Raw genomic sequence first — 26,676 nt, 5'->3', positions numbered from 1 at the left:
CCGACCGCGCCGGGTCGGACCGCGCCCCCGGGCGGGGCATCATCCCGCCGGCGCGGGCGACCCCACTCCGCCGGCGCTGAAACTCTGGCCCGCGAAACGAAAACAGCCCCCCGGCCTCGTGGCCGGGGGGCTGTTCGCGATTCGTAACATCGGGAGGAGCGGATCAGGCGTGCGCCTCGGCCCGCGGAGCCTCGCGGGTGGCGAGGTTGCGCTTGACCGCTTCCTGGATCTTCTCGAAGGCGCGGACCTCGATCTGGCGGACGCGCTCGCGCGAGACGCCGAACTCGCCGGAGAGGTCCTCCAGGGTGATCGGGTCGTCGGCCAGCCGCCGCGCCTCGAAGATGCGGCGCTCGCGCGGGTTCAGCACCGAGAGTGCGTCGCGCAGGGCCGTGAGGCGGTTCTGCCCCTCCTCCTCGCGGGCGAGCACGGTCTCCTGGCTCGGACTGTTGTCCACGAGCCAGTCCTGCCACTCGCCCTCGCCCTCCTCGCGCAGGGGCGCGTTGAGGGAGGTGTCGCCCGAGAGGCGACGGTTCATGTCGATCACCTCCTGCTCGGGCACGCCGAGCTTGACGGCGATCTGTGCGACCTGGTCCGGCTTGAGGTCGCCCTCGTCGAGCGCCGAGATCCGGCCCTTGGCCTTGCGCAGGTTGAAGAACAGCTTCTTCTGGTTGGCGGTGGTGCCCATCTTCACGAGCGACCACGAGCGCAGGATGTATTCCTGGATCGCCGCCTTGATCCACCACATGGCGTAGGTGGCCAGCCGGAAGCCCTTGTCCGGCTCGAAGCGCTTGACCGCCTGCATCAGCCCGACATTGCCCTCGGACACGACCTCGCCGATCGGCAGGCCGTAGCCGCGATAGCCCATGGCGATCTTGGCCACGAGGCGCAGGTGCGACGTGACGAGGCGGTGGGCCGCGTTGCGGTCGCCCTTCTCGCGCCAGTCCTTCGCGAGCGTGAACTCCTCGTTCGGCTCGAGCATCGGGAACTTGCGGATCTCGTCGAGGTAGCGTGAGAGGCCACCTTCGGTGGCGAGCACTGGCAATGCGCCGGCCATGATCTTACCTCCTTGAAAGGACCCCCGAGAGGGGCGGTCCGAAGCGAACCGCCGCTTCCTCGAGCCGACCGTCCGATTCCCCAGTGTAGCGGGAAACCGGTGGAGACGGAAAGGCGACGCGTGGGACGCGTTCGTCATCAACGCGCGGGATCTCGCTTGGGTCTCTCATGGCACGAATGGCCGCAGCCCGGCGTGTCCTGGCGCACGCCCGTGCGGTCTTGACTGTGTCGGCCGCGCTACGCCCCCGCCTTCAGCGCGGCGACGAGCGCCTGCAGATCGGCCGGCAGCGGGCTCTCGAAATGCAGGGTCTCGCCGGTGCGCGGATGGGCGAAGCCCAGCACGCTGGCATGGAGCGCCTGGCGCCCCAGAGTGGTGAGGGCGTCCCGCGCCGCCGGGCCGAGACGGCCTGCCTTGGTCTTGAAGGCCCCGCCATAGACCGCGTCGCCCAGCAGCGGGTGACCGCGATGGCTCAGGTGCACGCGGATCTGGTGCGTGCGCCCCGTCTCCAGCGTGCAGCGCACGAGCGCCACCGGCGCGTCGCTGCCCAGGACCGCCTCGACGCGGTAATGCGTGATCGCGTGCCGCCCGCCCTCGCCGCGCACCACCGCGATCTTCTCGCGGTTGCGGACGCTGCGGGCGAGGTTCGCCTCGATGGTGCCGGCCCGGGGCTCGGGCACGCCCCAGGCCAGGGCCAGGTAGGCCCGCTCCAGGGGCCCGGTGCGGCCGTGATCGGCGAACTGCGCCGTCAGTCCCGCATGGGCGAGGTCGTTCTTGGCCACCACCAGCAGGCCGCTGGTGTCCTTGTCGATGCGGTGGACGATGCCCGGCCGGCGCACGCCGCCGATCCCCGACAGGCTGTCGCCGCAATGGGCGATGAGCCCGTTCACCAGGGTCCCCGATTCGTGGCCGGGGGCCGGGTGGACCACCAGCCCGGCCGGCTTGTCGACGACGATGAGGTCGTCGTCCTCGTACACGATGGCGAGGTCGAGGGCCTGGGCCACCGGCTCGGGCGCCACCGCCTCCGGGACCGTGACGGCGAGCTCGGCCCCGGGGCCGACCTTCACGGACGGGTCGCGGCTGACGGCGCCGTCGCGGCGGACCTGCCCGGCGCGGATGAGGTCCTGCAGGCGCGAGCGCGAGACATCGGGAAAGGCCCGGGCCAGGGCCCGGTCCAGGCGCTCGGTCGCGGCGTCCTCGGCGAGCGTCGCGTGCCGGTCCACAGATCCCGGCAAATCTTCGAGTCCCGGCAAAAAGGCGATCCTTCGGTTCAAAATGTCGCTTGCGCCGCGCCGGCGCGATTTCGGGCCTTGTCGGGCCGCGCGACCCTCGCTATACGATCGCCCATCGGCCGGGAAGCACGGATCGCCGCAGCGATCTCCAGGCGCTTCCCTCCGGTCCGCGCCCATCGTCTAGCGGTTAGGACAGGTCCCTCTCACGGATCAGACCGGGGTTCGATTCCCCGTGGGCGCGCCAAAACACCTTCAGCCGTTCAGTTCGAAATCGTATCTCGCTCCATGCTCGCGGCTCACATGGCCGTCCGAGAGGGTTGCTGGATGACGCGCTGACGCATGCGGAGGCGTCTCCCGCCCCTCCCCCTGTCCCGTCTTGGCCCTTCCGAGCCGTCGGACCCAGTGACGGCCTCACCGAAGCCTGAGCGCGTCGACGCCTGTTCGCACTCGTCGCGAACAGGCATGGCCAGCCGTTTTGTGCGACCGATGACACCGGACATCCACATGGTGGAAAACGTCTCGAATATGAGCACATGGCGGTCGGTAAACGATGTCATGTGGTCTTATTGGATTTCATTCTACCAAGCTTCCCGATCCATCAATTCGAAATCTTCTTCAGCCGAGAGCCTTCTGTACTGCCATGCAGTCCCATTCCTACGCCGCATGAGTTTTTCAGCGGTTCCTGAATGAGTTCCATCGATAAGCTTTATTGGAGTAAAACCGGTGAATACCGTCCATTCATCGGATTTCTTCAATTTTATCAGCGCTTCGATGAGCGAGCTGATCCAGCCATGAATGTGCGATGGTAAGCCGATGGTTGGTTTTTTCAGTTCTCGCGTCGATGGCCTGGAAATCTTTGCAGTTTCGCCCAAAATCATCAATTCGGACTGCATGGCGCACCGCCGATAATGCTGAATTCATTGCCGGAAAACTGTATTGATATTCCAGCGCCAAATCGAAACGTCAATACCTATTGCGGACGATTTCATGTCGGCAGCACTGAACTTTGCGCCGTGTCCACAATTCACCTTGCGGCCGGGCCATTTCTCAGTCGAAACTCGCCGAAAATCGCGCAGTCGATCCCGCGCATCGCCTGGACGATGCCGCGGTCAGAGCCGCCCGGAGGATTGTGGGGCGCTTGCGCTCTCGGCCGATGGGGGTTCGGCGATCACGGAGACGCCGATGCGATTCGCCGACATGACCGGCCATCGGGACAAGTCCGGCCTTCCCAGCGCTGCGGTGCCGCTCTGGCAGTTCGGGCCGTGACGCTGGCCGACCGCGTGCGAACGCGATCGCCGGCGATCTCTACGGGGCGAAGGTCATCTTCGAGGCGGATGTGGTTGCCGCGGTCGACGCCTTCGTGGCGGACCCGACCACGATGGCCTTCCTGTTCGGTAAGGGCGACCGCATCGATCCCGCCGAAGCCGTGGGCCACCACCGGCGGGCGCAGGTGGCTGCCGCGAACGCGGATGCCACCGAGCACCTGAAGCGCGCGTCCGTACGTATTGCCGACGCCGCTCGCCGCCATCGACGGCGCTTCGAGCCGGCAGCGCGCGCTACCTCCGAGCGGCCATCAAGTCGTGCGTCAGCACCGTCAACTTGCCGATCAGGCCGGTCACGTCCGCGCCCTTGCAAGACCACTGCGTACCGATGGCCTCGCCGTCCGAAGAAACGGAGACGACGGCCACCGAGCGCAGCTTGCCCTCACGCGCCAAGGCGAGTTGATCCTGAAGGACCTCGATCATGGAGGCGATGTCGGCGTCCGGGGTCGTGGGAGCGATGCGAGGTGGAAACGGCATGATCTCCGCCCCGGCCGTCTGCCCTTGATTGCTCATGGCCACTCTCCTCTGCAAATCTCGATCGACGAGGCTTGCGCGAGATCTGGGGACCGAGTGTGGCAGCTTGTCCGTACCGGAGAAGGTCGGTCGGCGATGTGTCCGTGCGAGCACACCGCTCCTCATGAGAGTGGGGCGAATGCCCGGGTCCGCCGCCCGGGGAGATCAGTTTGGGGGGATCCTGGTGGCATCATGGCCGGACACCTTCCACACCGGCAAAGACCCTTCGCGCGTGAACATGGCGAATGCCTCGGCCACATCCTGGCTGGCGAAGGCACTTGCTCCGGGTACGGCGCGGCCGACGACGCAGGCCCCTTCGAGACCGTCCACGCACGGGGAACGGCGCTCGATCCCGAACATCACGCCCGATCGGTCCGGCCTCAGGTCGTCCGGAAGAGCGCCGATCTTGCGCCAGAGGCAGTGCCACTGCACGCACGGCTCCGGGCGATCCTGATAGATTCCGCACGCGACGCCGGTGTTGTGCCGACACAGGATGCCGGCAGGCTTGGCGAGCACCTCGATCGCGAGAACCCGGCAGCAAGCCGTGCACTGGCCACACGAACGGCCTGGGACCAAGCCACCTGTGGGTCGGCCGTGGGGAGGGGTCCGTCGGGTCAAATCGGTATGGCTCCTGATGCACAGGCTGAAATGTCCGGGAACCGCTCAGCCCCGCTTTGGAACTCTCCGGCCAGTTTCACTCTTGAACTTGGCCTTGGGTCTTGGTTTCTGGCCGAGTCCCAAACGAACGAAACTGACTGGGAAGAACTCTATGAGCACCGGCACCGTAAAGTGGTTCAACGAGACGAAGGGCTATGGCTTCATCCAGCCGGATGACGGCGGCAAGGACGTGTTCGTCCACATCTCCGCTGTGGAGCGCGCCGGCATGCGCAATTTGATCGAGGGCCAGAAGGTCTCCTACGACGTGGAAACCGACAAGCGCTCCGGGAAGGACAGCGCCGGCAACCTCCAGTCGGCCTGACCTTCGACGGGCAGGCGTCGAGCCTGCCTGTCGAAACCAGGAAGATCAGCGTCCTGCGCCTCGTGCGCGCCGACGAGCGATCTTCGACGGCCAACCTTCTCATTCCATGAGAAGGTTGCGCCTGCGCGTCGGTGTTCCGGCGGATCGCACACGCGACTGGCCTATCCCTTTTTGGCGGCCTTCTTGGCCGTTTTCTTGTCGGCCTTCTTGCTGGCCGTCAGATCGGCCTCCTCCTTGGCGAGCCGAAGGGCTTTGAGACGCACCGTCTTGTCCTCCGTGGCCTGCTGGGCGGCGTCGTAATCTGCGCGTGCCTCGCCCCCTTCGCGGGCCTTTTCCACCAACTTCGCAGCCTTGGTCTCCCGGCGATCCTGCGCGCCGCTGTCGTCACTCGTCATCGTCCTATCGCTTTCCGTTCGTGATCTGCAGTTCGGTCTACTCCGTCAGATCAACCAGATTGTGCGCAATTAGATAACGCGCATAGTAGAGTTGGTGCGTTTATGCGATGCATCCAATTTAAATTCGCCGATTACGAAACCTATCTCAAATTTCATCATTAACGTGGGATAACAATCGACTTTCCTTGATCCGACAGCGCCTCTCGAGGAGGCCTGTCGTCGTCCGAGAGCATCATGCGCGAAGTGAATTACTGCCAGCCGCTCGAAGAATTCCCCTCGTCCCCGGTGATTTACGGGGTTGCGCGGGGTCTGGAGGATCTGTTCCCCGTCGTCGATCACCCTCGTTTTCAGTATGACGAAGACGGTGCCGACGCTCTTTCCGCAAGACCCGTCGACGAGGCTGACCAGGGCACGCATCGAGTCCGGTAGCCTTCACGCCGACGCTGAGCCTGTCGCAGTGAACACGAAGCGTCCGATTGCTGCGTGAGGCTTCGCACCTCGTGACGACGGGGCAACGAGGAAGCGCCGGAAGAATGTCATCGGCAAGGCCGCTTCCCAATTCCGTCCGGCGCGGTGGCGCATCTGGCACTCGGTCGGTGATGCTGCCCAACTGCATGCTCCCCCAGGCGCCTGGCCGAGAACCCCAGACCGGAGATGCCTTCGAAACGAAGATGATCCGCGCGGCAGACTTCTTCATGGCTGACCCGAAGACCACGGCTTTCCTGTTCGGCCACAGCTCCTGCATCGACCTCGCCGATGTCATCAAGGCGTACGTGCGGACGACGGCGACGGTCGCAAACAAGGATGCCACCGAGCACCCGAAGCGCGTCGCCGTGCGCAACGCGATCCTGCCCGCCCCGCCGGAGAGACGTGACGATCACCTGGGTCCGCACGGGCTCGATCGCCCCGACGCCCTGCGCGACTTCGTCCAGAATCTTTCCGGGCCGGCCTCGTCCAGGGCCGCGGACGGGATCCGCGCCGGGCACGGTCGGGTGCACCCGCAGCGGTCACGCGGCGACGCAGCAGGCGGCGGCGGATCGCGTGAAGGCCGCGTATTGCGATGGTTCTGAAACTATTGGCCCGGGTTCAGCCGTTAACAGGCGATGGACCAGATGACTCGCCTTCGAGCCCATATCCGTTCGATGCTGCTCAAGCTCGTTCCGGAAGGTCGCGCCGATCGTCCATCGCCCGAAACGAGAAACCCGCCGCGGCCTGAGGCCGGGCGGGTGAGGTGAGTTCTGCGCCTACGGGGCGCTCAGGCTACATGCCGCCGCCGGGGCTGCCGCCACCCGCGCTCCCGGTGCTGCCGGCGCGCGACGGCTGGCCGGCGTTGCCGCCCGCCGCCGAGTTCGAGTTGATCGTGTCTGCTCCGGTCGCGCCGCGCGACCGAACGCGGCCGGGGCGTCCGCCCGTGGAGTTCTGCATGCTCGTGGCGACGCCGCCGCGCTTCTTGTGCCGTGAGCGTGCATCGGCCTCCGTGCTCATCTGAACGAGGACGAGAGACGACAGAGCCAGAGCGCAGGTCGAGAGGATGAGGGTTTTCATGGATGCTCCTGTGTAAGCAGGAGAACCTGAGCAGAAACGTACGGGTTCAATCCGGAAGCTGACGAATCCGGTTCTGCAAAGACCCGCCCGGCTGGTGCTGAGTGGGTTGCGTCGTCGACCACCGTTCGTGCGTGGGGCGCTGGTCGAGCGGCGACCGGAGAGAGCGTGAGCCCGCCTCCTGGTGCGGGGCCGCCGAAGCGTACGGGTTCGGACGAAGCGCTGCGACAGGAACAGCGGTGGGAAAGCGCTACCGCGCGCGCGGGGGCATCAGCAGCTTCTGTGACTGCCCATCGGCGAGATAGCGAGGGCCCGGCGGCGGAGCATGCGGATCCTTCTCCCAGCCTTTCCGGCCCTCGGCCAAGCCGAACTCCAGAAAGTGGGACAGGGGATTGAACCCGTTGGACCTCACGTCCGGATTGGCTGCGAGATACCCGTCCGTGCTGAAGCCGGCGCTGGGGTCTCGCCCTTCCTTCCAGCCGTGCCGCAGATAGTGCTGCAGCGGCGTGCCGGTATACTGGTCGATATCGCGATACCAATAGCGGTAGTAGACCTCGTCGAAACCCGGGATCCGGTCCTTCGGCGCGCTGGGGACCAGCTTTTGGATGAGGCGCGGGATCTTCATGGCCGGCGTCTTAGCGCAGGCCGATCCAGAACGACAGGCAACGGAACGAAAAACCCGCCGCGGATGGCTCCGGGCGGGTGAAGTCCGAGATGAGTCCCTCGGGAGAGGGGCCTGATTCGTATCAGGTCGGCGGGTTCCCGCATCCTTCATTCGGGGGATCGGCCCACGCAGCGAATGTCCCGCGTGCCGCATGCCGGCCCCTGGACCGCTTCGACCATTGCCCAGTGCTCCTGGTGACGTTCCTCCGCGAGCCGCTTCGCCTGCTGCCGGCGCTCCTCCAGCAGGCGGCGTTCAGGCTCGCGGTGCGCTTCGGCCTCCTTCCGGGACGTCCTGTCTGTCTCCTGCATCTGGGCAGGACGACGGCGGTGACCGGGGCGGTCGCGACGACCTCGGGTGGCGAAGGCGGAGCCAGAGCGGGCCATCGCCGCGCGCGGAAGCATGCGGGTCATGGTAGAGTCTGTCGTCGAGGAAGTGCGCCGGTACCGCCGGGGCTCGGATTTCCAGGAAGGGCCGGCAATGACCCCTGAAGGTGTTTGGTGGACGCGTCAGATCTTCGGCGTGAAGTTCTACATCCTGTTCTTGTTGGTCACCGGCTTGCTCGTCCTGGGGTACTTCGGGCGAGGCCTGGCCATCTAGGCCGTGCCCCTAGGCGGGGCGGCCGATGCTCGGTGCGGTTGCGCCTGGAGCGACACCCGCCTTTGACCCCTTTTGCAGGGCCGCGAGGTTAGCTCCGCACGTCGCGCGCGAAGATCGTGTCGCACTGTGCCGAGGTGTGGCCGATGGCGATGGTCCAGAGCCCCACCGAATCCTTGCACGCCTCCAGGCGCCAGACCTCGCGAGCAATCGGCGCGGCTCCCAAATGGACGAAATGTCCATTCGTGGTTTCCAGATCGACGTCTGACGCTGGTTCGTGGTTTGCGCTGGTAAGTGCTCAGGGCGACAGATCATGAGGATTTGATGCAAGCTGGAACAGGCACTGACCCAAAGCAGGATTACTGCTCTCTGTCGGATGAACTCACGATCTTCGGCATGCAGATGGCCGTCGTCATCTCCGGCTTCACCGGGGCGCTGGTCCTGAGGTACGTGTTGAAGGTCACGGGCTGATTCCCGTGTGGCCGTGCACGGGCGCCGTCCCTCGCGGGCGATGCGCATGGCTTCACCAGTCGGTGAGGGGGCCGTTGCGGACTCCAAAATGTCGAGAACGGGTGTTCGGAATCCGCACGCCTCAACGGAGAGGCGGTGCGGACGGGCATCGTATGCAGGACAACCCAGAACCGCCCAGCGCCCGTGTAAGAGCGCCGCTTTCGGGGCCCATCGCTGTCGCCGGCATCGTCGTGGGCCTCGGGCTCACGGTCGTTTGGGTGATGATGCTTCTGTACGGCCTCGAGCGGCTTGTCGTGTGGCTCGCCCGGTTGCTGACCTGATCCATGGGGAGCAGGCAGGTCGGCGGCGCTCGACCGGCGGAGAGCGGTCCAGGAACGGGATGTCTGCGCGGGCCACCATCGCGCGGACCGTTCGGCGCCGGGCGGCCATGGCCGAAAAGCCGGCGCGCGGGCGGGCGCAGGGTCTGCTCCGAAGGCGCGGCGACGGCGCCCGGGTGGGGCGCGGCGCGGGGATGACGCTCAGGCGGCGGCGGGCGCTCGACCGAACGATGCGCCCGCGAAGCGGCGAAGGGCGTCCGCACAGCGTATCGTCAAGCGTGACAGCGGCGACCGCCACAGGCCGAATCCGTCATCGCAGAGCGGATCGTTGACCACGGGGCTGCCGTCCTGTCCGACGAGCACGTTTCCGACGTTGGGATCGAGGGACCGCGGCGCCGCAGCGCGGAGGGTTGCCACGAACGCCTCGAATCCCGGCCACGCGGCTCTGAAATCCTCGCGAAGTCCGTCGAAGCTCGGATGATCGACCCGGGGCTCATGGGCGGGCCATTCCGCCTTGAACCGCTCGCGGACACCCTCATCCAGCACCACGCCGGCCTGGTCGGCCAGAACGGCGTGAGCGTAGGGCAACCACCAGGTCTCCGGCGTCGGATTGGTGAGGCGCGCGCCGACGGTCATCAGGGCCCCGCAGCGGCTGACGTGCAGGTCGTGGACACGGGGTGCGTGCGGGCCGTCCGAGCCGGCGAACCCCCGCCGAAGCAGGGCCGCATAGTCGCCGAACCCGTCCGCCTTGCGGGCGAGACGCACGACGATCTCCGGGTGGTCCGGATGGGCGTGGACGCTGCCGTGATACCCGTAGCCGATCTCGGCCCACCCCTGCGCGATGAGGGAGGCGTGCGCCCCGGCGGCCGAGCGTTCCACGATGCCCAGGGCGGCGAGCGAGGGACTGGATGTCCGAACCCGGTTCTGAAAACGACGCATCGCAGCCACTCCTTCCTGCCGATCGGTGATCCGACGCGACACGCCCTCGCGAATCGCACGGGTGCGACGAGCCGCAGGGCGGCCGGACGGGCGGGTCCGGCGAGGGTCGGGATGACCGTGTCGATGTCGGGAGGTGGCACGACGCGACCGTCACACCACCGTCATGCAATGATCGGCGCCCGCGCAAAGTTCAAGTGCTACGAAAGTGTAAAGCGGTGAATGCCCGGCCTGCGCTCTCCTGACGCAGGATCGATCAGGCCGCCTTATCGATCAGGCCGCCTTCGCGAGAAGATCCCGCGCGCGGACATCGTCCGCTTCGCTCAAGCCGCGCTCGGCATCCGGCCGGACATGCCGACCCGCATGGGCGGGGCCGACGTCGACGTCGTCCAGGACGAGGTAGTTCGTGATGCGGTTCCGGATCGAATGCTCGGCGATCTCGTCGCCGCGGCGGGCGCGCTCGGCGGGCAGCATCCCGCCGGTTTCGGCATCGCGACTGGTCGGCAGGATGGCCGTCCGCCAATCGGGGTGGAAGCAGTCCTTCGGCAGACCGGCTTCGACGAGCGTCGGACGGCAATCGGCGACGCGCCACGTCGAGGACACGACCACCTGTGCGTCGAACATCTCCACCAAAGCGGCGACACGCGCGACCTGGGTCGGGTCGAGCCTGTCTTTGCCCGCCCGACGTTGGTAGGCGACGGTGGTCACGACGCCGTCCACGTCGAGGTAGATCGTCGGCCGTACCTCGTGCGCACGTTCGTCCAAGATGCCGTCCTCGTATCCCTGCGGCAGCCCTGCTCCCGCCGCCGCACGGCTACAGCGCGACGCCGTGGCCGTCCAGCATCCTCTCGATCCGGTGGATCGACGGTAGGTCGCCGTGCGTCGACGAGCTATGCACGCGGCACACCTCGTCCCCCGCGCGAAAGAGCTGAATGGAAAGCGTCACCGTCGTCCTGGCCCTGCTGCTGTCCGTCCTCGTCAGCGGCGCCCTCGGCCGCCTCCTGCCGTTGCCCTTGCCCCTGATCCAGATCGTCATCGGCGTGGCGCTCGCCCTGGGGCCGCTCCCGAGCACGTCGCTCGACCCCGAAATCTTCTTCCTCGTCTTCCTGCCGCCGCTGCTGTTCCTGGACGGCTGGCGCATCCCGAAACGCGACCTCTTCCGTGATGGCAGGACCGTTCTGGCCCTGGCCCTCGGCCTCGTCGTCCTCACGGTTCTCGGGATCGGGACGCTGATCCACGCGATGATCCCCGGCATTCCCCTGGCGGTGGCCTTCGCGCTCGCGGCCGTGCTGTCTCCCACCGACCCCATCGCGGTCTCGTCCGTGGCAGCGCAGGCGCCCGTCCCGCGTCGCCTCATGCACATCCTGGAGGGGGAAGCCCTTCTCAACGACGCCACCGGTCTCGTCTGCCTGCGCTTTGCCATCGCCGCGGCCCTGACGGGGACGTTCTCGCTTCCCGAAGCCGCGACCACGTTCGTCTGGCTCGCCCTCGGCGGCATCGGCATCGGCGCCGCGACGACCTTCGTCCTCATGGGTGCGCAGGAGCTGCTGCGCCGGCGCACCGGCGAGGACCCGGGCCTGCAGATCCTGTTCAGCCTGCTCACGCCGTTCGGCGCCTACCTCGCCGCTGAGCACGTGCACGCCTCGGGCATCCTGGCCGCCGTCGCCGCCGGCATCGCCATGACATACGTCGAGATCCAGGGACGCAGTCTGGGCGCCACGCGCGTTCGGCGAACCGCTGTCTGGGACACGGTCGCGCTCGCGGCCAACGGTTCGATCTTCGTGCTGCTCGGTGAGCAGCTGCCCGAGGTTCTCAAGCACGCCGTGACGCAGGCCGACGTTCAGGGCGCCGGTTGGCTCGTCGCCTGGATCCTGGCCATCACCGCCGGCCTGATGGCGATCCGGTTCGTCTGGGTCTGGGTCTCGCTGCAGTTCGTCCTGATGAAGGCCCGCTGGCGGGGCGACCGGCGCGAGACGCCGACGCTCCGACTCGTGGCGGCCACGACCCTCGCGGGGGTCAAGGGCGCCATCACCCTCGCGGGCATCCTGACGCTGCCCCTGACGCTCAAGGACGGCAGCCCGTTCCCGGCGCGCGACCTGTCGATCCTCCTCGCCATGGGCGTGATCCTGACCTCGCTCCTCGTGGCGAGCACGGTTCTGCCGCCGCTCCTGCGGGGTCTCCGGCTCCCGCCCGAGCCGAGCCACGACGCCGAGGAGGATGCGGCCCGTGCTGCCGCCCGCGACGACGCCGTCAAGGCGATCGAAGCCCTGCAGCATCGCCTCGTCGAGGAGCAGGAGGACGCCTCCGTCGCCGTCGAAGCCAGCGCGCGCGCCATGGATCGCTACGAAGGCCTGGAGGCGCCGACGGCAGAGCCTCGCAAGGAAGGGGGCCGGCTCAAGCAGCTGGCCCTGGCCGAGAAGCGCCTGCGCCTGACCGGCATCGAGGCCGAGCGCCAGGCGCTCTACCGATTGCGCCGATCCCAAGCCATCGACGATGTCGTCCTGCGCAAGCTCGTGCGGGAGATCGATCTCGTCGAAGTGCGCCTGAACGCCTGAGGACCGAGCGGCGGGAGGAACGGCGAAAAGCCCCGCGCCGGCAGAAGCCGCGGGGTCTTGCGTGCCTGCATCGACTGTCAGGCAGCCTTCCTGCGGCCCTTTGCCGGCGACGGCTCGCCCCGGGGTGCGTTCGGCGCGGCGATCGAGGCCCATCGACTGGGAGCGGATGGATGCCCGGTATCTGGAATGCCCACGCGGATGGCGGAGGGGCGCTGGCCGGTCGAGCGCCCGCGTGGCGCGCGATCGGGATGAGCGGGCGCCGATCCGCGCGGTGCCGCGTCGGGGTTGCCCGCTCCCGGAAGCCGGACACGACGTGCCGGAACGGCGTGGGTAAATCGCTGTGTGCCGGTCCGCTCCACGACCGGATCGGTTGAATGTGCGAGGGTTCGCGTCGATCGGAATCTGAAACTAACGACGGCCACGAGCTCTCGCGACGCGCCTCGCGCTCGAATGAATCTCCTCGCGCATCTCGATCGTCCCACTACAGATCCTGTGTCGCGGCCCCCTTCGCGCGGCCGATGAACAGGATCCGGCCCGTCGGGCGACCGACGGGGGAGCCCGCCTCGGGTTCCAGCGTGATCTCGAAGAGCTGCCCGTCGCCGATGGCTTCGAGCCGCTCCGGCGGCAGGCGGATCGCTCCACCCGGGGGCAGCACGCCGAGGGAGACCGGACCGCGCGCCTGATCCCACAGGGTCCAGAGCTGCAGCGCGCGCCCGCTTCCTGGCCGCACGTCAGCCAGCGGCAGGGACCGCACGGTGCCGTTCTGGGCGACCTGGATCAGCCATCCCGGGCCGTTCTCCTGCCCGGAGGCGTCGCGGCTCTGCAGGATCGCGTAGTACCGCGTCGGGCTCTCGACAGGCGCCGACACGCGGCTCGGCAGGACCGCGAGAAGGATCGCGGCGGCCGTGGCGAGGCCCGTGGTGGCCCGCCACAGAGCGGGGCTCCGCCACGCCGCCCCCAACGACCCGTGTCGCGGCCGTGTGAGGGCGGGCGCCGTCGTCTGGCCGAGCGCCCGCCGGCGCGTCACGAGGGCCCGCTCGATCCGCGCCCATTGCGCCGGATCGACCTCGGCCTTCCCGAGCGCCGCGGAGGCCGGCAACAGCCGCTCTTCCCAGAAGGCGATGCGGCGCGCGAGGTCGGCATCCGAAGCCAAGGCCCGCGCGACCTCCGCGGTGGTGGCGGCGTCGAGCAGGCCCAGGACGTATTCGCCCGCCAGGACGTCGCGGTCTTCCGGATCGCTCGGGATCATGACAGGCAATCCTTCAAGGCGATGAGGCTGCGGCGGACCCACGCCTTCACGGTCCCGAGCGGTGTTCCCAGCCGCTCGGCGATCTCGGCCTGCGACAGTCCCTCGACATAGGCGAGCAGGATCACCGCCCGCCTTTTGGGGTCCAGCCGCGCAAGGCAGCCGTGAAGGCGTGCCCCGTCCTGCGCGGTCGCCAGCTCGGCGAATGGATCGGGCGCATCGTCCGCGATCTCGGCCTCCCCGGCTGCATCGAGGTTCGTCTCCCGGCCGACGACCCGGATGTGTTTGAGCGCGCGGTGCCGCACGATGCTGGTGATCCAGGCACGGCCCGCGCCGCGGCTGCCGTCGAAGGTGCCGGCATGCTCCCAGATGTCCATGATGGCATCGTGCAGGACGTCGGCGGCGACATCGCGCCGCCGCACAATTCTCAGGGCGACGGCGAGCAGGAAGCCGGCCTCCTCATCGTAGAGACGACGCAGCGACGCCGTATCCCCGCGGGCGCAGCCCGCCAACGCGGCGGCGTGATCGAACGGCTCCATGACCCTCCCGGCGATCGGAAGGACCGGCCGCCGGGCCGGTCCCGCAGTGGCGGCGCGATGTTACAGGTTCGGCAGGATCGCGATGTCACGCACCCGACCGGACACGCCGGCGATCTTGGCAGCCATCTCGCCCTTTCCGGTCGCGAGATCCACCGTGTAGAGCGTGTCGCCGGCCATGGCCCAGGCCTGGTTGCCGCCCTGGCCGTCGGACAGGATGTCGAAGGCCACGCCCTCGCCCGACATGCCGAGCATGCCGACGGTGTTCAGGATGCCATCGTTCGGCGGGGCCTGCTTGAGCAGCGCGCCGGCGGCGTCGATGTCGAACAGGGCCGTCTCCTTCGTGCCCTTGAAGGCATTGGTGTAGGCCCCGGCCACCACCTTCGGGGTCTTGCCCTTCATCGAATCGGTCTCGGCGAACTTGAGCTGGCCGTCCTTCGTCACCTTGCCGTCATCGACATTGGCGCGGAGGTTGGTGCCGTCCGAGCCGATGAGGCGCAGGCGGTCGGCCACGGGATTGAAGTCGACCGTTGCCGCGGTGCCGGCGGCCAGCATCGTGTCGAGCTTCGCCTTCGCCGTCGCCTTGCCGGACATCGGATCGATCGTGACCACGCTGCCATCCGAGATCACGGCGTAGAGCATGCCGTCGGCCGGCCGCACGTCGATGCCGAGGACGCTGCCGCCGATCCCGGTGATCGTCACCGTTTTCGTGACCTTCTTCGCGGCCGTGTCGACATGTGCCAGCGTGGCGTCGCCGACGAGTGCCGCAACGGTTTCCGCGCGAGCGGCGGTTCCGAGACAGGTCCCGGCCAGCAAGGTCGTGGCGATGAGGCTCAGTCGCATGGCGTTCTCCATCTGCCGCGAAGGCGGCATCGAAAGCGCTAGCCAGGAACGACAGGATCGGATGCAGCCGGCATCGGGTATTTTTCGCCCTTCGGCGGAGTGTCCGCTCTCAGGAGGCGACAAACGAGAGCGGACGTTGCCGCCGCGCCCGCTCAGGACTTTGACGAGCGCGTGATGCGCGGCGAGCGCCGCTTCATCGTAGCCGGTTGTGACGGGGAATGGGACGCCGCGGGCGAGAAGGGCCTCCGCGACCGGGTACCCGCGCGTTCGGGAGGCTGTGCCGTGACGAACCCCGATCCGACCGATCCAGCGTCGCAGGCCGGCCTGGTCGCCGCGTTGAAGCACCGGGTGCGCGACACCCTGGCCACGACCCGGGTCGTCGCCCAGCGGGGCGGACCGGCGCGGCGCTGCATCCGCGGGCGGCCTCGCCTTCGGCCCGCAAGGCGCCCGCTTCCGGCCGCCCTGTCTCCCGGCTTCTCCAGCGTGATCGGGTCGGGACCCGTCAGGCTCCGTCGATCCCGGACCGGTTCGCGGCCGCATCGATCCGGTGCCGGGACGGCAGGTCGATGCCGTCGGCGCGCAGGGTCCCGAGCGCGGCGTTCCCGGCCGCCCGGATGGCGTCGGGCCGGCTGACGAGGCCCGTCCGGGCGCCGAACCTGCGCCCCTCGCGCCGCCCGTTCACCCGGCCAACCGCCCGAGGCTGCCGGGAGCCCGGACGAGATCCGCGAACTGCGCCGCCGGCATCGGCTTGCCGTAGAAGTAGCCCTGGCCCTGCCGGCAGCCCATCTCCAGCAGCCGCGCCTCCTGATCCCGGGTCTCGATGCCCTCCGCGATGACGTCCAGGCCGATGTCGTGTCCGATCTGGACGATGGCGCGCACGATGGCGGCATCGTGCCGCTCGCTCATCAAATCCCGGATGAAGCCCCGGTCGATCTTGAGGCGCGTCAGCGGGAACCGCTTGAGCGAACTCAGCGAGGCATAGCCGGTGCCGAAATCGTCGAAGGCGATACCGACCCCCTGGCCCTGGAGGCCGCGGAACTGGTCGAGGTCGTCCTCGTCGACGCTCAGCACGATGGTTTCCGTGATTTCGAGTTCCAGCATCCCGGGGGCCAGCCGATGCCGCCGGAGCGCGTCGGCGACGTCCGACGCCAGCGTCCGCGAGCGCACCTGGGCCGCGAAGAGGTTCACGCCCATCCGCAGGGCCGGATGGCCCGCGTCTCTCCAGGCCGCGGCCTGCCGGCAGGCCGCGTCGACGATCCAGTGCCCGACTTCCAGGGCCAGGGGATGGTCCTCGAGATGGGACAGGAAGGCGCCCGGCAGGAGCAGGCCGCGCCGGGGATGCTGCCAGCGCAGGAGGGCCTCGGCCCCGACGATGCGTCCGGTGTCGAGAGCGACCTGGGGCTGGTAGTGGAGCACGAACTCGCCCGCCCGCACCGCCTCGTGCAGTTCGGCCCGCAGGGCCAGCCGGGACAGGAGCGCGCTGCGCATCGCGGGCTGGAAGGGGCGAAAGCTGCGCTTGCCCTCCTGCTTGGCGCGAAACATGGCCAGGTCCGCATTGCCGACGAGTTCCTCCGCGGACGTCCCCTGCGTCGGACCGACGGCCCCTCCGATGCTGACCCCGAGGTGGAAGGTGTGGCACCCGACCCGGAGCGGGGTGCCGAAGGCGTCGAGGAGCGTGCGCGCGTTCGCGGCGAGCGTCGGGAGATCGCCCGCATCCGGCAGCATGACGGCGAACTCGTCGCCGCCGAATCGCGCGAAGACCGCATCCGCCCCGAGCCAGGCGGGCAGCCGGATGGCCAGGGTCTGGAGCACCGCATCGCCCGTGCTGTGCCCCCAACTGTCGTTCACCTCCTTGAAGCCGTCGAGGTCCAGCATGAGGACGCCGGCGGCCTTGCCGGCCGCCAGCCTCGCCTCGAGCGTCTCCTCGAAGAAGGCGCGGTTCGGCAGCCCGGTCAGGATGTCATGATGGGCCAGTTGGACCAGACGCTCGTCGCGCGCCCGCCATTCGGAGATGTCGCGCAGGATCGCGCCGAAGCCGAGCCCGGAGCGGTCCCGCCACGTCGAGAGCGTGAACTCGGCGGGAAACTCGCTGCCGTCGCGACGGCGCGCCATGACCTCGACCGTTCGACCGGACAGGCGAGAGGGCTCGTCGCGGGCCATCCGCGCCATGCCCGCCTCGTGGCTGGCACGGAATCGCTCCGGAACGATCACGTCGATGTTCGCGCCCATCAACGCTTCGACGCCGTAGCCGAAGAGGGAGGCGGCCGCCTCGTTCGCGAAGGTGATGCGGCCCTCGCCATCGCTGGCGATGAAGGCATGGGCGGCGGCCCGAGCCAGTCCGAAGGCGCCTGCGACAGCCGTTTCGGGGAAATCCAAGTCGCTCTCGTGGCGCGGCCGACAAGCCGCCGGGATCTCAGTCATCGCACGTCGTCACCACTTGGAATTTGTGCATCGCGAAGAAGGCGAAGGTTTATCATTTTATAAAAAATGCTCTAAAGGAATCCTTACATTCGTGGCCACTGCAATTCCGGAAACCGAAGGAGGTCCCGGCGTTCGGGCACCAGACACCGAGCACCCCGTACTTGGCGGTCGCGGGCATCGATGAGCCGGACGGCTGACCCGGCACGCGGGCGGCCTGCCTTGGCACTCCGAAGACTTGCCCGCGCGATGGAAGGTCGTGCCCGGAACCTCCGCGAAGGCACCGCGGCCTCGATCGCCGATCGGGGCCGGAGCCGAAACGGCCGGTTCCGGTCGAGAACCGGGTCGATGTCGCCCGAGGCCGACCCATCCGTGAGCGGCCGACCCGGATGATGGGCGGTGCCGAGACCCGCGGGGACGGCGACCGGGACAGGCTCGGCGGCGTTCGCTCGGAACGCCCTCCCGGTGTCGACCGCGACGCGTCGCCGGCCGTCCACGGCAAAGCCCCGGCCGACGACGTCGCCCCGTGGGACGTCACCGATGCGCTGTCGGCTGGGCAGGGCGTCCGGCATCCGCGGCGTGCGGGAACGGGCGGGACGGCAGCGAAAGGCCAGAGGACGATCTTCCGCCCGCCTCCCGCTCGTTCTCGCGACGGCGGCCGGAGCTAGGCGGCTCTCAATCCAACCTGCGTCAGGTAGTCATCCAGCGCCGCATCGTCACCGGCGGAGACGATCGCCCCGACATAGCCGTCCGGACGCACCAGCACTCGGTCCCCGGGCGTGGCGCCATAGGACGCCTGAAACTGTCCGGCACCGTCGGTGAGATCGCCATGCGCGCCGATCGTGTGGACCTGCAATCCCGGCCGTGCGGCGATGGGCGCACCGCCATAGCTGAGCAGCGTCCAGTGCGGGCCCTTGAACAGGTCGAACACGCGATGCGGCTGGCCTGCCGCGCCTCGGATCTGCGCGTCGGGCGCGCGGTCGCCCGCGAGGAGAACACCCTGCCGTCCGGGTGATTCCGCCGCCAGAGGGGATTCGGGATAGCCGATATCGAGCTGATGCGTGTCGCGCCCGCGCCGGATCTCGCCACGCCTCAACGCATCGAGCAGGCCGGTCGCGAGGCCGAGCATGGCCTGTGCGACGGGGCGGCGCTCCGCCTCGTAGGTGTCGAGCAAGGCGTCCCCCGCGCCGCGCATCACCGCCCCGAGCTTCCAGCCGAGATTGTAGGCGTCCTGCACGCTGGTGTTGAGGCCCTGCCCGCCGGTCGGGGGATGGATGTGCGCGGCATCGCCGACGAGGAACACGCGGCCGACGCGGTAGCGGTCGGCGAGCCGCGCGTTCATGCGGTAGGCCGACGCCCAGGCGACGCTCCGGACGCGGAGATCGTCCCGGCCGGTCCGCTCGCGCAGCAACGCGGTCAGCCCCTCGGCCGAGAGATCGACGTCCCCGTCCAGCGGGATCGGTCCCTGAAGCTGGAAGAGGTCGGTCCCGGCCAGGGGACAGGCGGCGATCCGGCGCTGCATGTCGCCTTCGCCGAAGCGGTGCCACACGTCGCGTGACAGCCCCGACAGGGTCACGTCGGCGACGATCGCGCGCACGCCCAGCGTCTTTCCCGGAAAGCCGATCCCGAGCGCGTGGCGGACGAAGGAGCGCCCGCCATCCGCGCCGACCAGCCAGCGGACGCGGATCGTCTCCGTGCCGGTCTTGGTGGCGACCTGGGCTGTCACACCGTCGTCGTCCTGCGTGAAGCCGAGCAGCTCGCAGCCGAACGCGGGCGAATGGCCCAGCACGGCGAGGCGCTCGCGCATGACGCGCTCGGTCAGGAACTGCGGCACCATCAGCGGCAGGGAATACGGCTCCGCGGGTGTCGCAGGCCCGGCTTCCATCACGTCGGTTTCGGTGAAGCGACCGTCATCCGCATAGGTGCGCTCTCTGGGATAGTAGCCCCCCGCCGCGGCGATCCGGTCGAGGATGCCGAGGTCTTCGAACACCTCCTGCGTGCGGGGCTGGATACCCTTGCCGCGCGAGCCCCGGAACGGGTCGTTCAACTTCTCGAAGAGGTGAAACGAAATGCCGCGCCGGGCCAGGTCGATCGCCAGCGTCAGACCAGCTGCGCCCGCTCCGCAGATCAGCACGTCCGCCGCAAAATCGTTTATCATCCCACCCTCGATGCGTGCATTATGCACATATGAGAGGGGGCGGATCCGGGTCAATGAAAAACGCGCATGAGACGCTTACACCGGAGCGGTTGCAGGACCTGCATGCAGCCATGATCGACATCATGAGCGTGATGAACCGCCCCCAGCGTGACGCGGTGATGGTCCAAGAGGCGGGGATCGTGCTCGATCGTGCGCTGTTCCCGCTGCTGGTGACGGTGCAACGGCTCTGGCCGATCGGCATCGTCGACCTCGCCGACCGGGTGGGACGCGATCACACGACGGTCAGCCGCCAGGTGAGCAAACTGGAAAGCCTCGGCCTGGTCGTGCGCCGATCGAACGCGACGGACGGGCGTGTGCACGAAGCCGTGATCACGGCCAGCGGCAAGGCCTTGACCGACAAGATCGACGCGGCGCGCGAGGCGATGGCGCACAAGGTCTTCGCCGATTGGACGGACCAGGATGTCGTCGATCTGGCGCGGCTGATGCGGCGTTTCGCCGATGCCATACAGAAAGACCCGAAGGTCAAGCGCTGACGCTCTGTCCCGGTGGCGACGGTCCGTGATGGGGGGCGATATCCGCGGCGATCGGGGCGAGACGGGACGGCCCGCAGACCGCCCCACCCGGACAGGGCGCGGACGGGCGGGTCCCGACCGGATCCGGCTCAGGAGTCGCGGCTCATCCCGCGTCCCGGCCCGTCCGCGGCCGGAGAGCCCCCGGTTCGGCGCCGCGCCGCGGAGGCGGGCAGGGTCACGTCCACCCTCAGGCCCCCGCCCTCCCGGTTGCGCAGGGCGATCTCGCCGCCATGGGCGCGGATGCCCGAGCGCGCGATGGCGAGACCGAGCCCGACCCCGCCGGTCTCGACGCTGCGCGACTCGTCGAGGCGCGTGAACGGGGCGAACATCTCTTCGATCCGCTCGGACGGGAGGCCGGGGCCATCGTCGTCGATCGTGCCCACGACGACGTCGTCCCGGTGTTCGAGGACGATCCTGGCACATCCGCCATAGCGGACGGCATTGGCCACGAGATTGTCGAACGCGCGGCGCAGGGCGGTCGCGCGTCCGTGAAACGGGAGGGCATCCGGGGCGGACAGGGTCACGTCGTGCCCCAGGACCCTGTGCTCATCGACGATGCCCGCCAGCAGCCCGGCGAGATCGAAGGGGTCGTCGTCCTGGCTGAGCGCGTCATCGCGCGCGAAGGCGAGCGTCGCCTCGACCATGTCGCGCATGTCCGCGATCGTGCGCACCATCGCGCCGCGCAGGTCCGCGTCCTCGACCATCTCCGCGCGCAACCAGAGCGAGGCGATGGGGGTGCGCAGGTCGTGACTGATGGCGGCCAGCATCCGGGTGCGGTCCGAGACGAAGGCCCGCGAGCGCGCCTGCATCAGGTTGAAGGCGGCCGTCATGGTCCGCAGCTCGCGTGGCCCCCGCTCCGGCAGGGGCGCGACGGCCACGCCCCGGCCGGCGGATTCGGCGGCCCGTGCCAGGGCCTGCACGGGGCCGACGATGCCGCGCAGGGCGATGCCGGTCACGATCAGGACGGCGACGACGCTGGTCGCGAGCTGGATCAGCCCGATGCGAATCCACGGCGGCGTCGAGAGCGCGAGGGGCGCCTCGCCGTTGAGCCAGCGGCCGTCGTCGAGGCGGACGGAGACCCTCAGGACCTGCGGTCTGGCGGCGAGGCGGTCCGAGGCCGCCTCGGGTGGCCGATCCTGATCCCGCTCGACGAGCAGGAGGCGGGCCTGGCTCGCGCCCTCCCGCATGCGCCGGTCGAGGCGACGGGCGAGTCTGGCCTCGTCGGCATCCATCGCGTCGTCCGGCACCAGGCTGGCGGTGTCGATGGTGAAGCGGTGCCGGGGCGAACCATAGGCTTCGATCACGCCGGGGACGGCGTCCGGCGGCACCGTATCCAGCAGGCGAACGAGGGTGGCGACGCGGTCGACGACCTGGGTGCGGGCCGCCGCACGCCCGACCAGGGACGATTCCCGCGTGAACATCGCGAAGGCGGCGGCCTGCGCGCCCACCACCGCCAGCACCAGCAGGAGCGCCAGCCGGCCGGCGAGGGAACCGCGCCCCGGTCTCACGGCGCGGCCCTGACATCGGTCGCCAGAACGTAGCCGCCACCCCAGACGGTCTTGAGAAGCTCCGGATGGGCCGGGTCGCGTTCCAGCTTGCGCCGCAGCCGGCTGACCTGGTTGTCGATGCTGCGGTCGAACCCCTCGGCGGCCCGGCCGCTGGTCAGGTCGAGGAGCTGGTCGCGCGAGAGGACGACGCGCGGATGCCGCGTCAGCGCGCAGAGCAGGCGGAACTCGGCGGTGCTCAGGGCCACCGCCCGGCCCGCCGCGTCGACGAGTTCGCGCCGGTCGGTGTCGAACACCCAGCGGTCGAAGGCGAGCCGGCTTCCGTCGCCGGCGTCGCGCAGTCGGGGGAGCGCCCGGGCGCGGCGCAGGAGGTTCTTGACCCGGGCCAGGAGCTCGCGCGGGTCGAAGGGCTTCACGACGTAGTCGTCCGCGCCGATCTCCAGGCCGACGATGCGGTCCGTCTGCTCGGCCAGCGCGGTCAGCAGGATGACCGGCGCGTCGTGGACCTCGCGGATGTGCCGGCAGAGCGAGAGCCCGTCCTCGCCCGGCATCATCACGTCGAGGATCACGAGGTCGATGGCGGAGCCCGCGAGGACGGCACGGGCCGCGGCCGCGTCGGCGGCCACGCTGACGCGAAGGTCGTGCCGCTTGAGATAGGCCGCGAGGGGGTCGCGGATGTCGCGGTGGTCGTCGACCACCAGGACATGGGCGTGGTCCATGGCTGAGTGTCCCATCCGCGGGTTCTAGCGCGGCCGGATATCCGGCTCTCGACGAAGTTGTCGCAATCTGTGTCAGGCCGCCCGGATCCGCGACCATCCGCGACACAATCGGGGCATCCCGGCAAAGTCCTGCGACAGGACGCGGGCAATCTCTCCGCATCGCAATCACCCAACCGGGAGACCCTGCAATGACGGACCTGAAGACCATCGCCTCCACCGCCGCCTCCACCGGCCTGAAGCGCTTGGCTCCGGCGGCATTCCTGGTGGTGGGGCTGGCGGCGCCGCTGGCCACCGCCGGCACGGCGGAAGCCCGCGACGGCTGCGGCCTCGGCTTCCACCGCGGAATCTACGGCGATTGCCGCCCGAACCTCGGACCGCGCGTCGTCTACGCGCCCTCCGTCGTTCGGCCGGCCTTCTACGGACCCCGGTTCTACGGGCCTCGCTTCTACGGTCCCCGCCGGATCGGCTGGGGCGGCCCGCGCTGGCACCGCTGGGGCGGCTACCGCCACGTCGGCTGGCATCACCGCTGGTAACGAGGCCGGCCCGGCCTTCGCCTCGGGATCGCGCCCGCGCCGGGTGCGATCCCGTTCCCCTCCTCCAGAAAGGCTGCCGCTATGACCCGTAGACCCTTGTGCCTGACGCTCGCGGCGTTCCTGTCGGCATCCGCCGCCATCGCCCAGACGCCCGAAGTGACGACGCCCGAGGCCCGGACGGCCGAGCCGCCCGCGCCCCCGTCCGGGCTCGGGGACCGGACGGAAGCGGGCGTCGACCTGGCGACCTTCCAGGCGCGGCATCGGATGCGCCTGATGCGGGCGGACACGGATCACGACAACCGGATCAGCGAACCGGAATGGAAGGCCTGGTGGGCCGCCCGTCCGGGCAAGGGGCCGGCCGATCCGGCGAAGCGCTTCCGCCGGCTCGATGCCAACGGAGATGGCTTCGTCACGGCCGAGGAGATCGACGCCGTCACGGCGAAGCGCTTCGCGCGCCTCGACGACAATCACGACGGGCGCGTCATGCGCGCGGAGCGACCCTGCCGGACGAAGTGAAGCGGAAAGTCAGGATGATCGGCACGCTCCGATCGTCCGCATCGCCGATCTCCGGAGCGGCCGCGACCGCCGGTCGGGCCGTCACGGCACGCCGGACGTTCCGACGCCCCGTCCTCACACGTCGAGGTTGGCGACGCTGAGCGCGTTGTCCTGGATGAACTCGCGGCGGGGCTCCACCACGTCGCCCATCAGCTTCACGAACAGGTCGTCGGCGTCCTGGGTGTCCTTGACCTTGACCTGGAGGAGCGAGCGCACGTCGCGGTCGAGGGTGGTCTCCCAGAGCTGCTGGGCGGTCATCTCGCCCAGGCCCTTGTAGCGCTGGAGCTGCAGGCCCTTGCGGCCGAAGGCCATCACCGCCTCGAACAGGCCGACCGGCCCGTGCAGGACGGTCTCGTCGCCCTTGCGCGCGTAGGTGACGGGCTGGTCGTAGATCTCGCGCAGGGCCTCCGCCCGATCGGCGAGGCGGCGCGCCTCCTGCGAGGCGAGCAGCGAGGCGTCCAGGGTCGCCACCTGGCGCACGCCGCGCAGGGTGCGGCTCAGGACGTAGCCGCCCTCCGAGACGGACCCTTCCCAGCCGCGCTCGATGTCGTCGGCGATCCGGTCCATGCGCCGGGCGACCTCCTCGGCCAGTATCTCCGCCTCGGCCTGGGCCTCGTCGACATGGGTTCGGAAGGCGCCGGCGATCAGCGCCTGCTCGACCACGGCCCGGTCGTAGCGGGTGTGGAGGGCCTGCATGAGCCCGCGGAACTGGCGGGCCTCCTCGACCAGGGATTTCAGCTGCACGCCGCCGAATTCGGTGCCGGAGGCCAGCCGCAGCACGGCGCCGTCGACGCCCGCGTCGATCAGGTAGTCCTCCAGCGCCCGCTCGTCCTTGAGGTAGATCGCGGACTTGCCCTTGGCGGCTTTGTAGAGCGGCGGCTGGGCGATGTAGAGGTGCCCGCGCTCGATCACCTCGGGCATCTGCCGGAAGAAGAAGGTCAGCAGCAGGGTGCGGATGTGCGAGCCGTCGACGTCGGCATCCGTCATGATGATGATGCGGTGGTAGCGCAGCTTCTCGGGGTTGAAGCCCTCGCGGTCCGTGGACGACCGCCCGATGCCGGCGCCGAGCGCCGTGATCAGGGTGCCGATCTCGGCCGAGGACAGCATCCGGTCCGCCCTGACGCGCTCGACGTTGAGGATCTTGCCGCGCAAGGGGAGCACCGCCTGGAAGGTCCGGTCGCGGCCCTGCTTGGCCGAGCCGCCGGCGGAATCGCCCTCCACCAGCAGGATCTCGCATTTCGAGGGGTCGCGCTCCTGGCAGTCGGCGAGCTTGCCGGGCAGCGAGGCGATGTCGAGGACGCCCTTTCGGGTCACGGTCTCGCGGGCCTTGCGCGCGGCCTCGCGGGCGGAAGCCGCCATGATGACCTTGGCCATCACCGAGCGGGCGAGCGCCGGGTTCTCCTCCAGCCAGTTCGACAGGCCCTCGTTGAGGACGTTCTCGACGGCCGGGCGCACCTCGGAGGAGACGAGCTTGTCCTTGGTCTGTGAGGAGAATTTCGGGTCCGGCACCTGCACCGAGATCACGGCGGTGAGGCCCTCGCGGCAATCCTCGCCGGTGAGCGAGATCTTCTCGCGCTTGGCGATGCCCGACGACTCGGAATAGCCGGTGATCTGCCGGGTCAGGGCGGCGCGGAAGCCCGCCATGTGGGTGCCGCCGTCGCGCTGCGGGATGTTGTTGGTGAAGGGCAGCACGGTCTCGTTGAACGAGTCGTTCCACCACAAAGCCACCTCGACGCGGATGTTGTCGCGCTCGGCCCGCACCATCACGGGCTTCTGCATGCCGTCGATGGGTTTGCGCGAGCGGTCGAGGTAGCGCACGAAGGCCTCGATGCCGCCCTCGTAGAACAGCTCCTCGCGCTTGTGCTCGGCGTGGCGCGCGTCGGTGAGCACGATGCGCACGCCGGAATTGAGGAAGGCGAGCTCGCGCAGGCGCTTCTCCAGCGTCGCGTAATCGAACTCGATCATCGTGAAGGTGTCGGTGGAGGGCAGGAACGACACCTCGGTGCCGCGCCGGCCGTTGCCGTCGCCCACGACGATCAGCGGCGAGACCGCGTCGCCGTGGCGGAACTCCATCGCGTGCTCGCGGTCGTTGCGCCAGATGCGCAGGCGGAGCCACTGCGAGAGCGCGTTGACCACGGAGACGCCGACGCCGTGCAGGCCGCCGGAGACCTTGTAGGAATTCTGGTCGAACTTACCGCCGGCATGGAGCTGGGTCATGATGACCTCGGCGGCCGAGACCCCCTCCTCCTTGTGGATGTCGGTGGGGATGCCGCGGCCGTTGTCGGAGACCGTGACGGAGCCGTCCGCGTTCAGCGTGACGGTGACGAGGTCCGCGTGGCCCGCGAGCGCCTCGTCGATGGCGTTGTCGACCACCTCGTAGACCATGTGGTGCAGGCCCGAGCCGTCGTCGGTGTCGCCGATATACATGCCGGGGCGCTTGCGCACCGCGTCGAGGCCCTTGAGGACCCGGATGGATTCCGCGCCGTAGGCATCGGCGGCGAGATTGTGGGAGCTGTCGGACATGGACTTCCTCGGGCAGGCGGGCACTCGGGCTGGGCACGTCGGCCCCGGCCGAACCCCCGCGCGCCTGCGTTTCTTGCTTACCCACGCAATATATGCGTTTCGCGTTGAGAATGCATCGTTTCCGGTGCTCCGGGAGCCCGGAAACGGCGGGATGATGGGCGGGCCGGCTTTAACGTTCGGTCAAGGGCGCCCCGCCGGCGCGCCGGGCGCGCCCTCCGCGCCGCGCGCGGCGTCCGTCGACCGGTCCGGATGCGGGCCGGGCGCCGGGAATGGGGACACGGGTGCGGCGTTCCTGCCGTGGCGGGCAGAGCGATTGCGGATGGCACTACGCCGTCGTTCTGGAGCGCCGCGGGCGAGCAGCCCGGACCCGAAGGGGCGCGCCAGCGGCGTGCGATCCGGAGCCGCCGACGGTGTAGGGTCTTGCACAACCCGTGTTCCCGGATCCCGGGCTCCGCTATGCGGCCCCCGGATGACGGGGTGCCGCGAGCGGGTTTCCG

At 69.1% G+C, this 26,676-nt stretch carries 30 protein-coding genes and 1 tRNA gene; 10 read left to right on the top strand and 21 right to left on the bottom strand.

Annotated features, from left to right (window positions below):
• Positions 1 to 163: 163 nt before the first annotated feature.
• A complete protein-coding gene (gene rpoH / locus ACLBWX_RS14540; RefSeq protein WP_056469801.1) occupies positions 164 to 1,054 on the bottom strand; it encodes an RNA polymerase sigma factor RpoH in 891 nt (296 codons plus the stop codon).
• A 236-nt stretch (positions 1,055 to 1,290) separates the two neighbouring features.
• Entirely contained in the window at positions 1,291 to 2,286 is a 996-nt protein-coding gene (locus ACLBWX_RS14535; protein ID WP_447677745.1) for an RluA family pseudouridine synthase, read from the bottom strand.
• 166 nt (positions 2,287 to 2,452) lie between these two features.
• Between ACLBWX_RS14535 and ACLBWX_RS14530 the strand changes: the two genes are divergently transcribed.
• Positions 2,453 to 2,527, top strand: a tRNA-Glu gene (locus ACLBWX_RS14530).
• A 334-nt stretch (positions 2,528 to 2,861) separates the two neighbouring features.
• On the opposite strand, the gene ACLBWX_RS14525 is transcribed toward ACLBWX_RS14530, so the two are convergent.
• From ACLBWX_RS14525 to ACLBWX_RS14510, 4 genes are all read right to left on the bottom strand, one after another.
• Entirely contained in the window at positions 2,862 to 3,176 is a 315-nt protein-coding gene (locus tag ACLBWX_RS14525) for a hypothetical protein (RefSeq protein WP_447677744.1), read from the bottom strand.
• 275 nt (positions 3,177 to 3,451) lie between these two features.
• A complete protein-coding gene (locus ACLBWX_RS14520; protein ID WP_447677743.1) occupies positions 3,452 to 3,811 on the bottom strand; it encodes a hypothetical protein in 360 nt (119 codons plus the stop codon).
• A 28-nt stretch (positions 3,812 to 3,839) separates the two neighbouring features.
• Positions 3,840 to 4,082 carry a hypothetical protein gene (locus ACLBWX_RS14515; protein ID WP_447677770.1) on the bottom strand — a complete coding sequence of 81 codons (243 nt, stop codon included), beginning with the start codon at positions 4,080 to 4,082 and terminating at the stop codon, positions 3,840 to 3,842.
• A gap of 201 nt (positions 4,083 to 4,283) precedes the next feature.
• On the bottom strand, positions 4,284 to 4,634 hold the full coding sequence (locus ACLBWX_RS14510) for a hypothetical protein (RefSeq protein WP_447677742.1): 351 nt from the start codon (positions 4,632 to 4,634) through the stop codon (positions 4,284 to 4,286).
• A gap of 253 nt (positions 4,635 to 4,887) precedes the next feature.
• Between ACLBWX_RS14510 and ACLBWX_RS14505 the strand changes: the two genes are divergently transcribed.
• Complete coding sequence (locus ACLBWX_RS14505) at positions 4,888 to 5,097, top strand: cold-shock protein (RefSeq protein ID WP_447677741.1); 210 nt, start codon at positions 4,888 to 4,890, stop codon at positions 5,095 to 5,097.
• A 161-nt stretch (positions 5,098 to 5,258) separates the two neighbouring features.
• Here ACLBWX_RS14505 and ACLBWX_RS14500 read toward each other — a convergent pair whose 3' ends face one another.
• On the bottom strand, positions 5,259 to 5,492 hold the full coding sequence (locus ACLBWX_RS14500) for a hypothetical protein (protein WP_447677740.1): 234 nt from the start codon (positions 5,490 to 5,492) through the stop codon (positions 5,259 to 5,261).
• Positions 5,493 to 5,726: 234 nt separating this feature from the next.
• Here ACLBWX_RS14500 and ACLBWX_RS14495 point away from each other — a divergent pair, with 234 nt between their 5' ends.
• Complete coding sequence (locus ACLBWX_RS14495) at positions 5,727 to 5,921, top strand: hypothetical protein (RefSeq protein ID WP_447677739.1); 195 nt, start codon at positions 5,727 to 5,729, stop codon at positions 5,919 to 5,921.
• A gap of 242 nt (positions 5,922 to 6,163) precedes the next feature.
• Entirely contained in the window at positions 6,164 to 6,562 is a 399-nt protein-coding gene (locus ACLBWX_RS14490; protein ID WP_447677738.1) for a hypothetical protein, read from the top strand.
• Between the two features lie 190 nt (positions 6,563 to 6,752).
• On the opposite strand, the gene ACLBWX_RS14485 is transcribed toward ACLBWX_RS14490, so the two are convergent.
• Together ACLBWX_RS14485 and ACLBWX_RS14480 are read right to left on the bottom strand one after the other, a co-directional pair.
• Positions 6,753 to 7,037 (bottom strand): hypothetical protein, encoded by a 285-nt coding sequence (locus ACLBWX_RS14485; RefSeq protein WP_447677737.1) that lies wholly within the window; start codon positions 7,035 to 7,037, stop codon positions 6,753 to 6,755.
• A 247-nt stretch (positions 7,038 to 7,284) separates the two neighbouring features.
• On the bottom strand, positions 7,285 to 7,659 hold the full coding sequence (locus ACLBWX_RS14480; RefSeq protein WP_447677736.1) for a hypothetical protein: 375 nt from the start codon (positions 7,657 to 7,659) through the stop codon (positions 7,285 to 7,287).
• A gap of 393 nt (positions 7,660 to 8,052) precedes the next feature.
• Between ACLBWX_RS14480 and ACLBWX_RS14475 the strand changes: the two genes are divergently transcribed.
• Positions 8,053 to 8,295, top strand: coding sequence for a hypothetical protein (locus tag ACLBWX_RS14475; RefSeq protein ID WP_447677735.1), 243 nt, complete (start codon positions 8,053 to 8,055; stop codon positions 8,293 to 8,295).
• Between the two features lie 88 nt (positions 8,296 to 8,383).
• On the opposite strand, the gene ACLBWX_RS14470 is transcribed toward ACLBWX_RS14475, so the two are convergent.
• Positions 8,384 to 8,518: a hypothetical protein gene (locus ACLBWX_RS14470; protein ID WP_447677734.1), complete on the bottom strand. Its 135-nt coding sequence runs from the start codon at positions 8,516 to 8,518 to the stop codon at positions 8,384 to 8,386.
• 98 nt (positions 8,519 to 8,616) lie between these two features.
• Between ACLBWX_RS14470 and ACLBWX_RS14465 the strand changes: the two genes are divergently transcribed.
• Positions 8,617 to 8,763, top strand: a complete 147-nt coding sequence (locus ACLBWX_RS14465; RefSeq protein WP_447677733.1) for a hypothetical protein — start codon at positions 8,617 to 8,619, stop codon at positions 8,761 to 8,763.
• Between the two features lie 518 nt (positions 8,764 to 9,281).
• Here ACLBWX_RS14465 and ACLBWX_RS14460 read toward each other — a convergent pair.
• Positions 9,282 to 10,019, bottom strand: a complete 738-nt coding sequence (locus ACLBWX_RS14460; RefSeq protein ID WP_447677732.1) for a hypothetical protein — start codon at positions 10,017 to 10,019, stop codon at positions 9,282 to 9,284.
• Between the two features lie 270 nt (positions 10,020 to 10,289).
• Positions 10,290 to 10,781, bottom strand: coding sequence for an HAD domain-containing protein (locus ACLBWX_RS14455; RefSeq protein WP_447677731.1), 492 nt, complete (start codon positions 10,779 to 10,781; stop codon positions 10,290 to 10,292).
• Between the two features lie 167 nt (positions 10,782 to 10,948).
• Between ACLBWX_RS14455 and ACLBWX_RS14450 the strand changes: the two genes are divergently transcribed.
• Entirely contained in the window at positions 10,949 to 12,571 is a 1,623-nt protein-coding gene (locus ACLBWX_RS14450; protein WP_447677730.1) for a Na+/H+ antiporter, read from the top strand.
• 481 nt (positions 12,572 to 13,052) lie between these two features.
• On the opposite strand, the gene ACLBWX_RS14445 is transcribed toward ACLBWX_RS14450, so the two are convergent.
• The 6 genes from ACLBWX_RS14445 to ACLBWX_RS14420 all read right to left on the bottom strand — a co-directional run bounded on the left by ACLBWX_RS14445 (position 13,053) and on the right by ACLBWX_RS14420 (position 19,772).
• Positions 13,053 to 13,820, bottom strand: coding sequence for an anti-sigma factor (locus tag ACLBWX_RS14445; RefSeq protein WP_447677729.1), 768 nt, complete (start codon positions 13,818 to 13,820; stop codon positions 13,053 to 13,055).
• A complete protein-coding gene (locus tag ACLBWX_RS14440; protein WP_447677728.1) occupies positions 13,817 to 14,356 on the bottom strand; it encodes a sigma-70 family RNA polymerase sigma factor in 540 nt (179 codons plus the stop codon). Before ACLBWX_RS14440 ends, ACLBWX_RS14445 begins: the two co-directional genes overlap by 4 nt.
• Before the next feature lie 60 nt (positions 14,357 to 14,416).
• Positions 14,417 to 15,196, bottom strand: a complete 780-nt coding sequence (locus ACLBWX_RS14435; protein ID WP_447677727.1) for a DUF4394 domain-containing protein — start codon at positions 15,194 to 15,196, stop codon at positions 14,417 to 14,419.
• Between the two features lie 502 nt (positions 15,197 to 15,698).
• Complete coding sequence (locus ACLBWX_RS14430; protein WP_447677726.1) at positions 15,699 to 15,878, bottom strand: hypothetical protein; 180 nt, start codon at positions 15,876 to 15,878, stop codon at positions 15,699 to 15,701.
• A complete protein-coding gene (locus tag ACLBWX_RS14425) occupies positions 15,875 to 17,572 on the bottom strand; it encodes a putative bifunctional diguanylate cyclase/phosphodiesterase (RefSeq protein WP_447677725.1) in 1,698 nt (565 codons plus the stop codon). The genes ACLBWX_RS14430 and ACLBWX_RS14425 overlap by 4 nt, the downstream gene beginning before the upstream one ends.
• 706 nt (positions 17,573 to 18,278) lie before the next feature.
• Positions 18,279 to 19,772, bottom strand: a complete 1,494-nt coding sequence (locus tag ACLBWX_RS14420) for an FAD-dependent oxidoreductase (RefSeq protein ID WP_447677769.1) — start codon at positions 19,770 to 19,772, stop codon at positions 18,279 to 18,281.
• Between the two features lie 53 nt (positions 19,773 to 19,825).
• On the opposite strand from ACLBWX_RS14420, the gene ACLBWX_RS14415 reads away from it, so the two are divergent.
• Complete coding sequence (locus ACLBWX_RS14415; protein WP_447677724.1) at positions 19,826 to 20,305, top strand: MarR family winged helix-turn-helix transcriptional regulator; 480 nt, start codon at positions 19,826 to 19,828, stop codon at positions 20,303 to 20,305.
• A gap of 128 nt (positions 20,306 to 20,433) precedes the next feature.
• On the opposite strand, the gene ACLBWX_RS14410 is transcribed toward ACLBWX_RS14415, so the two are convergent.
• Both ACLBWX_RS14410 and ACLBWX_RS14405 read right to left on the bottom strand, forming a co-directional pair.
• Positions 20,434 to 21,852, bottom strand: a complete 1,419-nt coding sequence (locus tag ACLBWX_RS14410; protein WP_447677723.1) for an ATP-binding protein — start codon at positions 21,850 to 21,852, stop codon at positions 20,434 to 20,436.
• Positions 21,849 to 22,568 (bottom strand): response regulator, encoded by a 720-nt coding sequence (locus ACLBWX_RS14405; RefSeq protein ID WP_447677722.1) that lies wholly within the window; start codon positions 22,566 to 22,568, stop codon positions 21,849 to 21,851. The genes ACLBWX_RS14410 and ACLBWX_RS14405 overlap by 4 nt, the downstream gene beginning before the upstream one ends.
• A gap of 188 nt (positions 22,569 to 22,756) precedes the next feature.
• Here ACLBWX_RS14405 and ACLBWX_RS14400 point away from each other — a divergent pair, with 188 nt between their 5' ends.
• Together ACLBWX_RS14400 and ACLBWX_RS14395 are read left to right on the top strand one after the other, a co-directional pair.
• Entirely contained in the window at positions 22,757 to 23,101 is a 345-nt protein-coding gene (locus tag ACLBWX_RS14400; protein ID WP_447677721.1) for a GCG_CRPN prefix-to-repeats domain-containing protein, read from the top strand.
• Between the two features lie 81 nt (positions 23,102 to 23,182).
• Positions 23,183 to 23,617 (top strand): EF-hand domain-containing protein, encoded by a 435-nt coding sequence (locus ACLBWX_RS14395; RefSeq protein ID WP_447677720.1) that lies wholly within the window; start codon positions 23,183 to 23,185, stop codon positions 23,615 to 23,617.
• Between the two features lie 114 nt (positions 23,618 to 23,731).
• On the opposite strand, the gene gyrB is transcribed toward ACLBWX_RS14395, so the two are convergent.
• On the bottom strand, positions 23,732 to 26,179 hold the full coding sequence (gene gyrB / locus ACLBWX_RS14390; RefSeq protein ID WP_447677719.1) for a DNA topoisomerase (ATP-hydrolyzing) subunit B: 2,448 nt from the start codon (positions 26,177 to 26,179) through the stop codon (positions 23,732 to 23,734).
• Positions 26,180 to 26,676: the final 497 nt, after the last annotated feature.

The organism is Methylobacterium sp. M6A4_1b (assembly GCF_053345175.1).
Note: the sequence above shows the minus strand (reverse complement) of the source record. Positions and strands in the feature narration are given on the sequence as shown.

Bases quoted from the DNA above. Each gene is read 5' to 3' on its own strand.
- ACLBWX_RS14515 (WP_447677770.1), bottom strand. From the start codon at position 4,082: ATGCCGTTTCCACCTCGCATCGCTCCCACGACCCCGGACGCCGACATC.
- ACLBWX_RS14420 (WP_447677769.1), bottom strand. From the start codon at position 19,772: ATGATAAACGATTTTGCGGCGGACGTGCTGATCTGCGGAGCGGGCGCA.
- ACLBWX_RS14445 (WP_447677729.1), bottom strand. From the start codon at position 13,820: ATGATCCCGAGCGATCCGGAAGACCGCGACGTCCTGGCGGGCGAATAC.
- ACLBWX_RS14395 (WP_447677720.1), top strand. From the start codon at position 23,183: ATGACCCGTAGACCCTTGTGCCTGACGCTCGCGGCGTTCCTGTCGGCA.
- ACLBWX_RS14450 (WP_447677730.1), top strand. From the start codon at position 10,949: ATGGAAAGCGTCACCGTCGTCCTGGCCCTGCTGCTGTCCGTCCTCGTC.
- gyrB (WP_447677719.1), bottom strand. From the start codon at position 26,179: ATGTCCGACAGCTCCCACAATCTCGCCGCCGATGCCTACGGCGCGGAA.
- ACLBWX_RS14495 (WP_447677739.1), top strand. From the start codon at position 5,727: ATGCGCGAAGTGAATTACTGCCAGCCGCTCGAAGAATTCCCCTCGTCC.
- ACLBWX_RS14520 (WP_447677743.1), bottom strand. From the start codon at position 3,811: ATGGCGGCGAGCGGCGTCGGCAATACGTACGGACGCGCGCTTCAGGTG.
- ACLBWX_RS14485 (WP_447677737.1), bottom strand. From the start codon at position 7,037: ATGAAAACCCTCATCCTCTCGACCTGCGCTCTGGCTCTGTCGTCTCTC.
- rpoH (WP_056469801.1), bottom strand. From the start codon at position 1,054: ATGGCCGGCGCATTGCCAGTGCTCGCCACCGAAGGTGGCCTCTCACGC.
- ACLBWX_RS14505 (WP_447677741.1), top strand. From the start codon at position 4,888: ATGAGCACCGGCACCGTAAAGTGGTTCAACGAGACGAAGGGCTATGGC.
- ACLBWX_RS14465 (WP_447677733.1), top strand. From the start codon at position 8,617: ATGCAAGCTGGAACAGGCACTGACCCAAAGCAGGATTACTGCTCTCTG.
- ACLBWX_RS14400 (WP_447677721.1), top strand. From the start codon at position 22,757: ATGACGGACCTGAAGACCATCGCCTCCACCGCCGCCTCCACCGGCCTG.
- ACLBWX_RS14435 (WP_447677727.1), bottom strand. From the start codon at position 15,196: ATGCGACTGAGCCTCATCGCCACGACCTTGCTGGCCGGGACCTGTCTC.
- ACLBWX_RS14525 (WP_447677744.1), bottom strand. From the start codon at position 3,176: ATGCAGTCCGAATTGATGATTTTGGGCGAAACTGCAAAGATTTCCAGG.
- ACLBWX_RS14490 (WP_447677738.1), top strand. From the start codon at position 6,164: ATGATCCGCGCGGCAGACTTCTTCATGGCTGACCCGAAGACCACGGCT.
- ACLBWX_RS14440 (WP_447677728.1), bottom strand. From the start codon at position 14,356: ATGGAGCCGTTCGATCACGCCGCCGCGTTGGCGGGCTGCGCCCGCGGG.
- ACLBWX_RS14415 (WP_447677724.1), top strand. From the start codon at position 19,826: ATGAAAAACGCGCATGAGACGCTTACACCGGAGCGGTTGCAGGACCTG.
- ACLBWX_RS14500 (WP_447677740.1), bottom strand. From the start codon at position 5,492: ATGACGAGTGACGACAGCGGCGCGCAGGATCGCCGGGAGACCAAGGCT.
- ACLBWX_RS14480 (WP_447677736.1), bottom strand. From the start codon at position 7,659: ATGAAGATCCCGCGCCTCATCCAAAAGCTGGTCCCCAGCGCGCCGAAG.
- ACLBWX_RS14460 (WP_447677732.1), bottom strand. From the start codon at position 10,019: ATGCGTCGTTTTCAGAACCGGGTTCGGACATCCAGTCCCTCGCTCGCC.
- ACLBWX_RS14405 (WP_447677722.1), bottom strand. From the start codon at position 22,568: ATGGACCACGCCCATGTCCTGGTGGTCGACGACCACCGCGACATCCGC.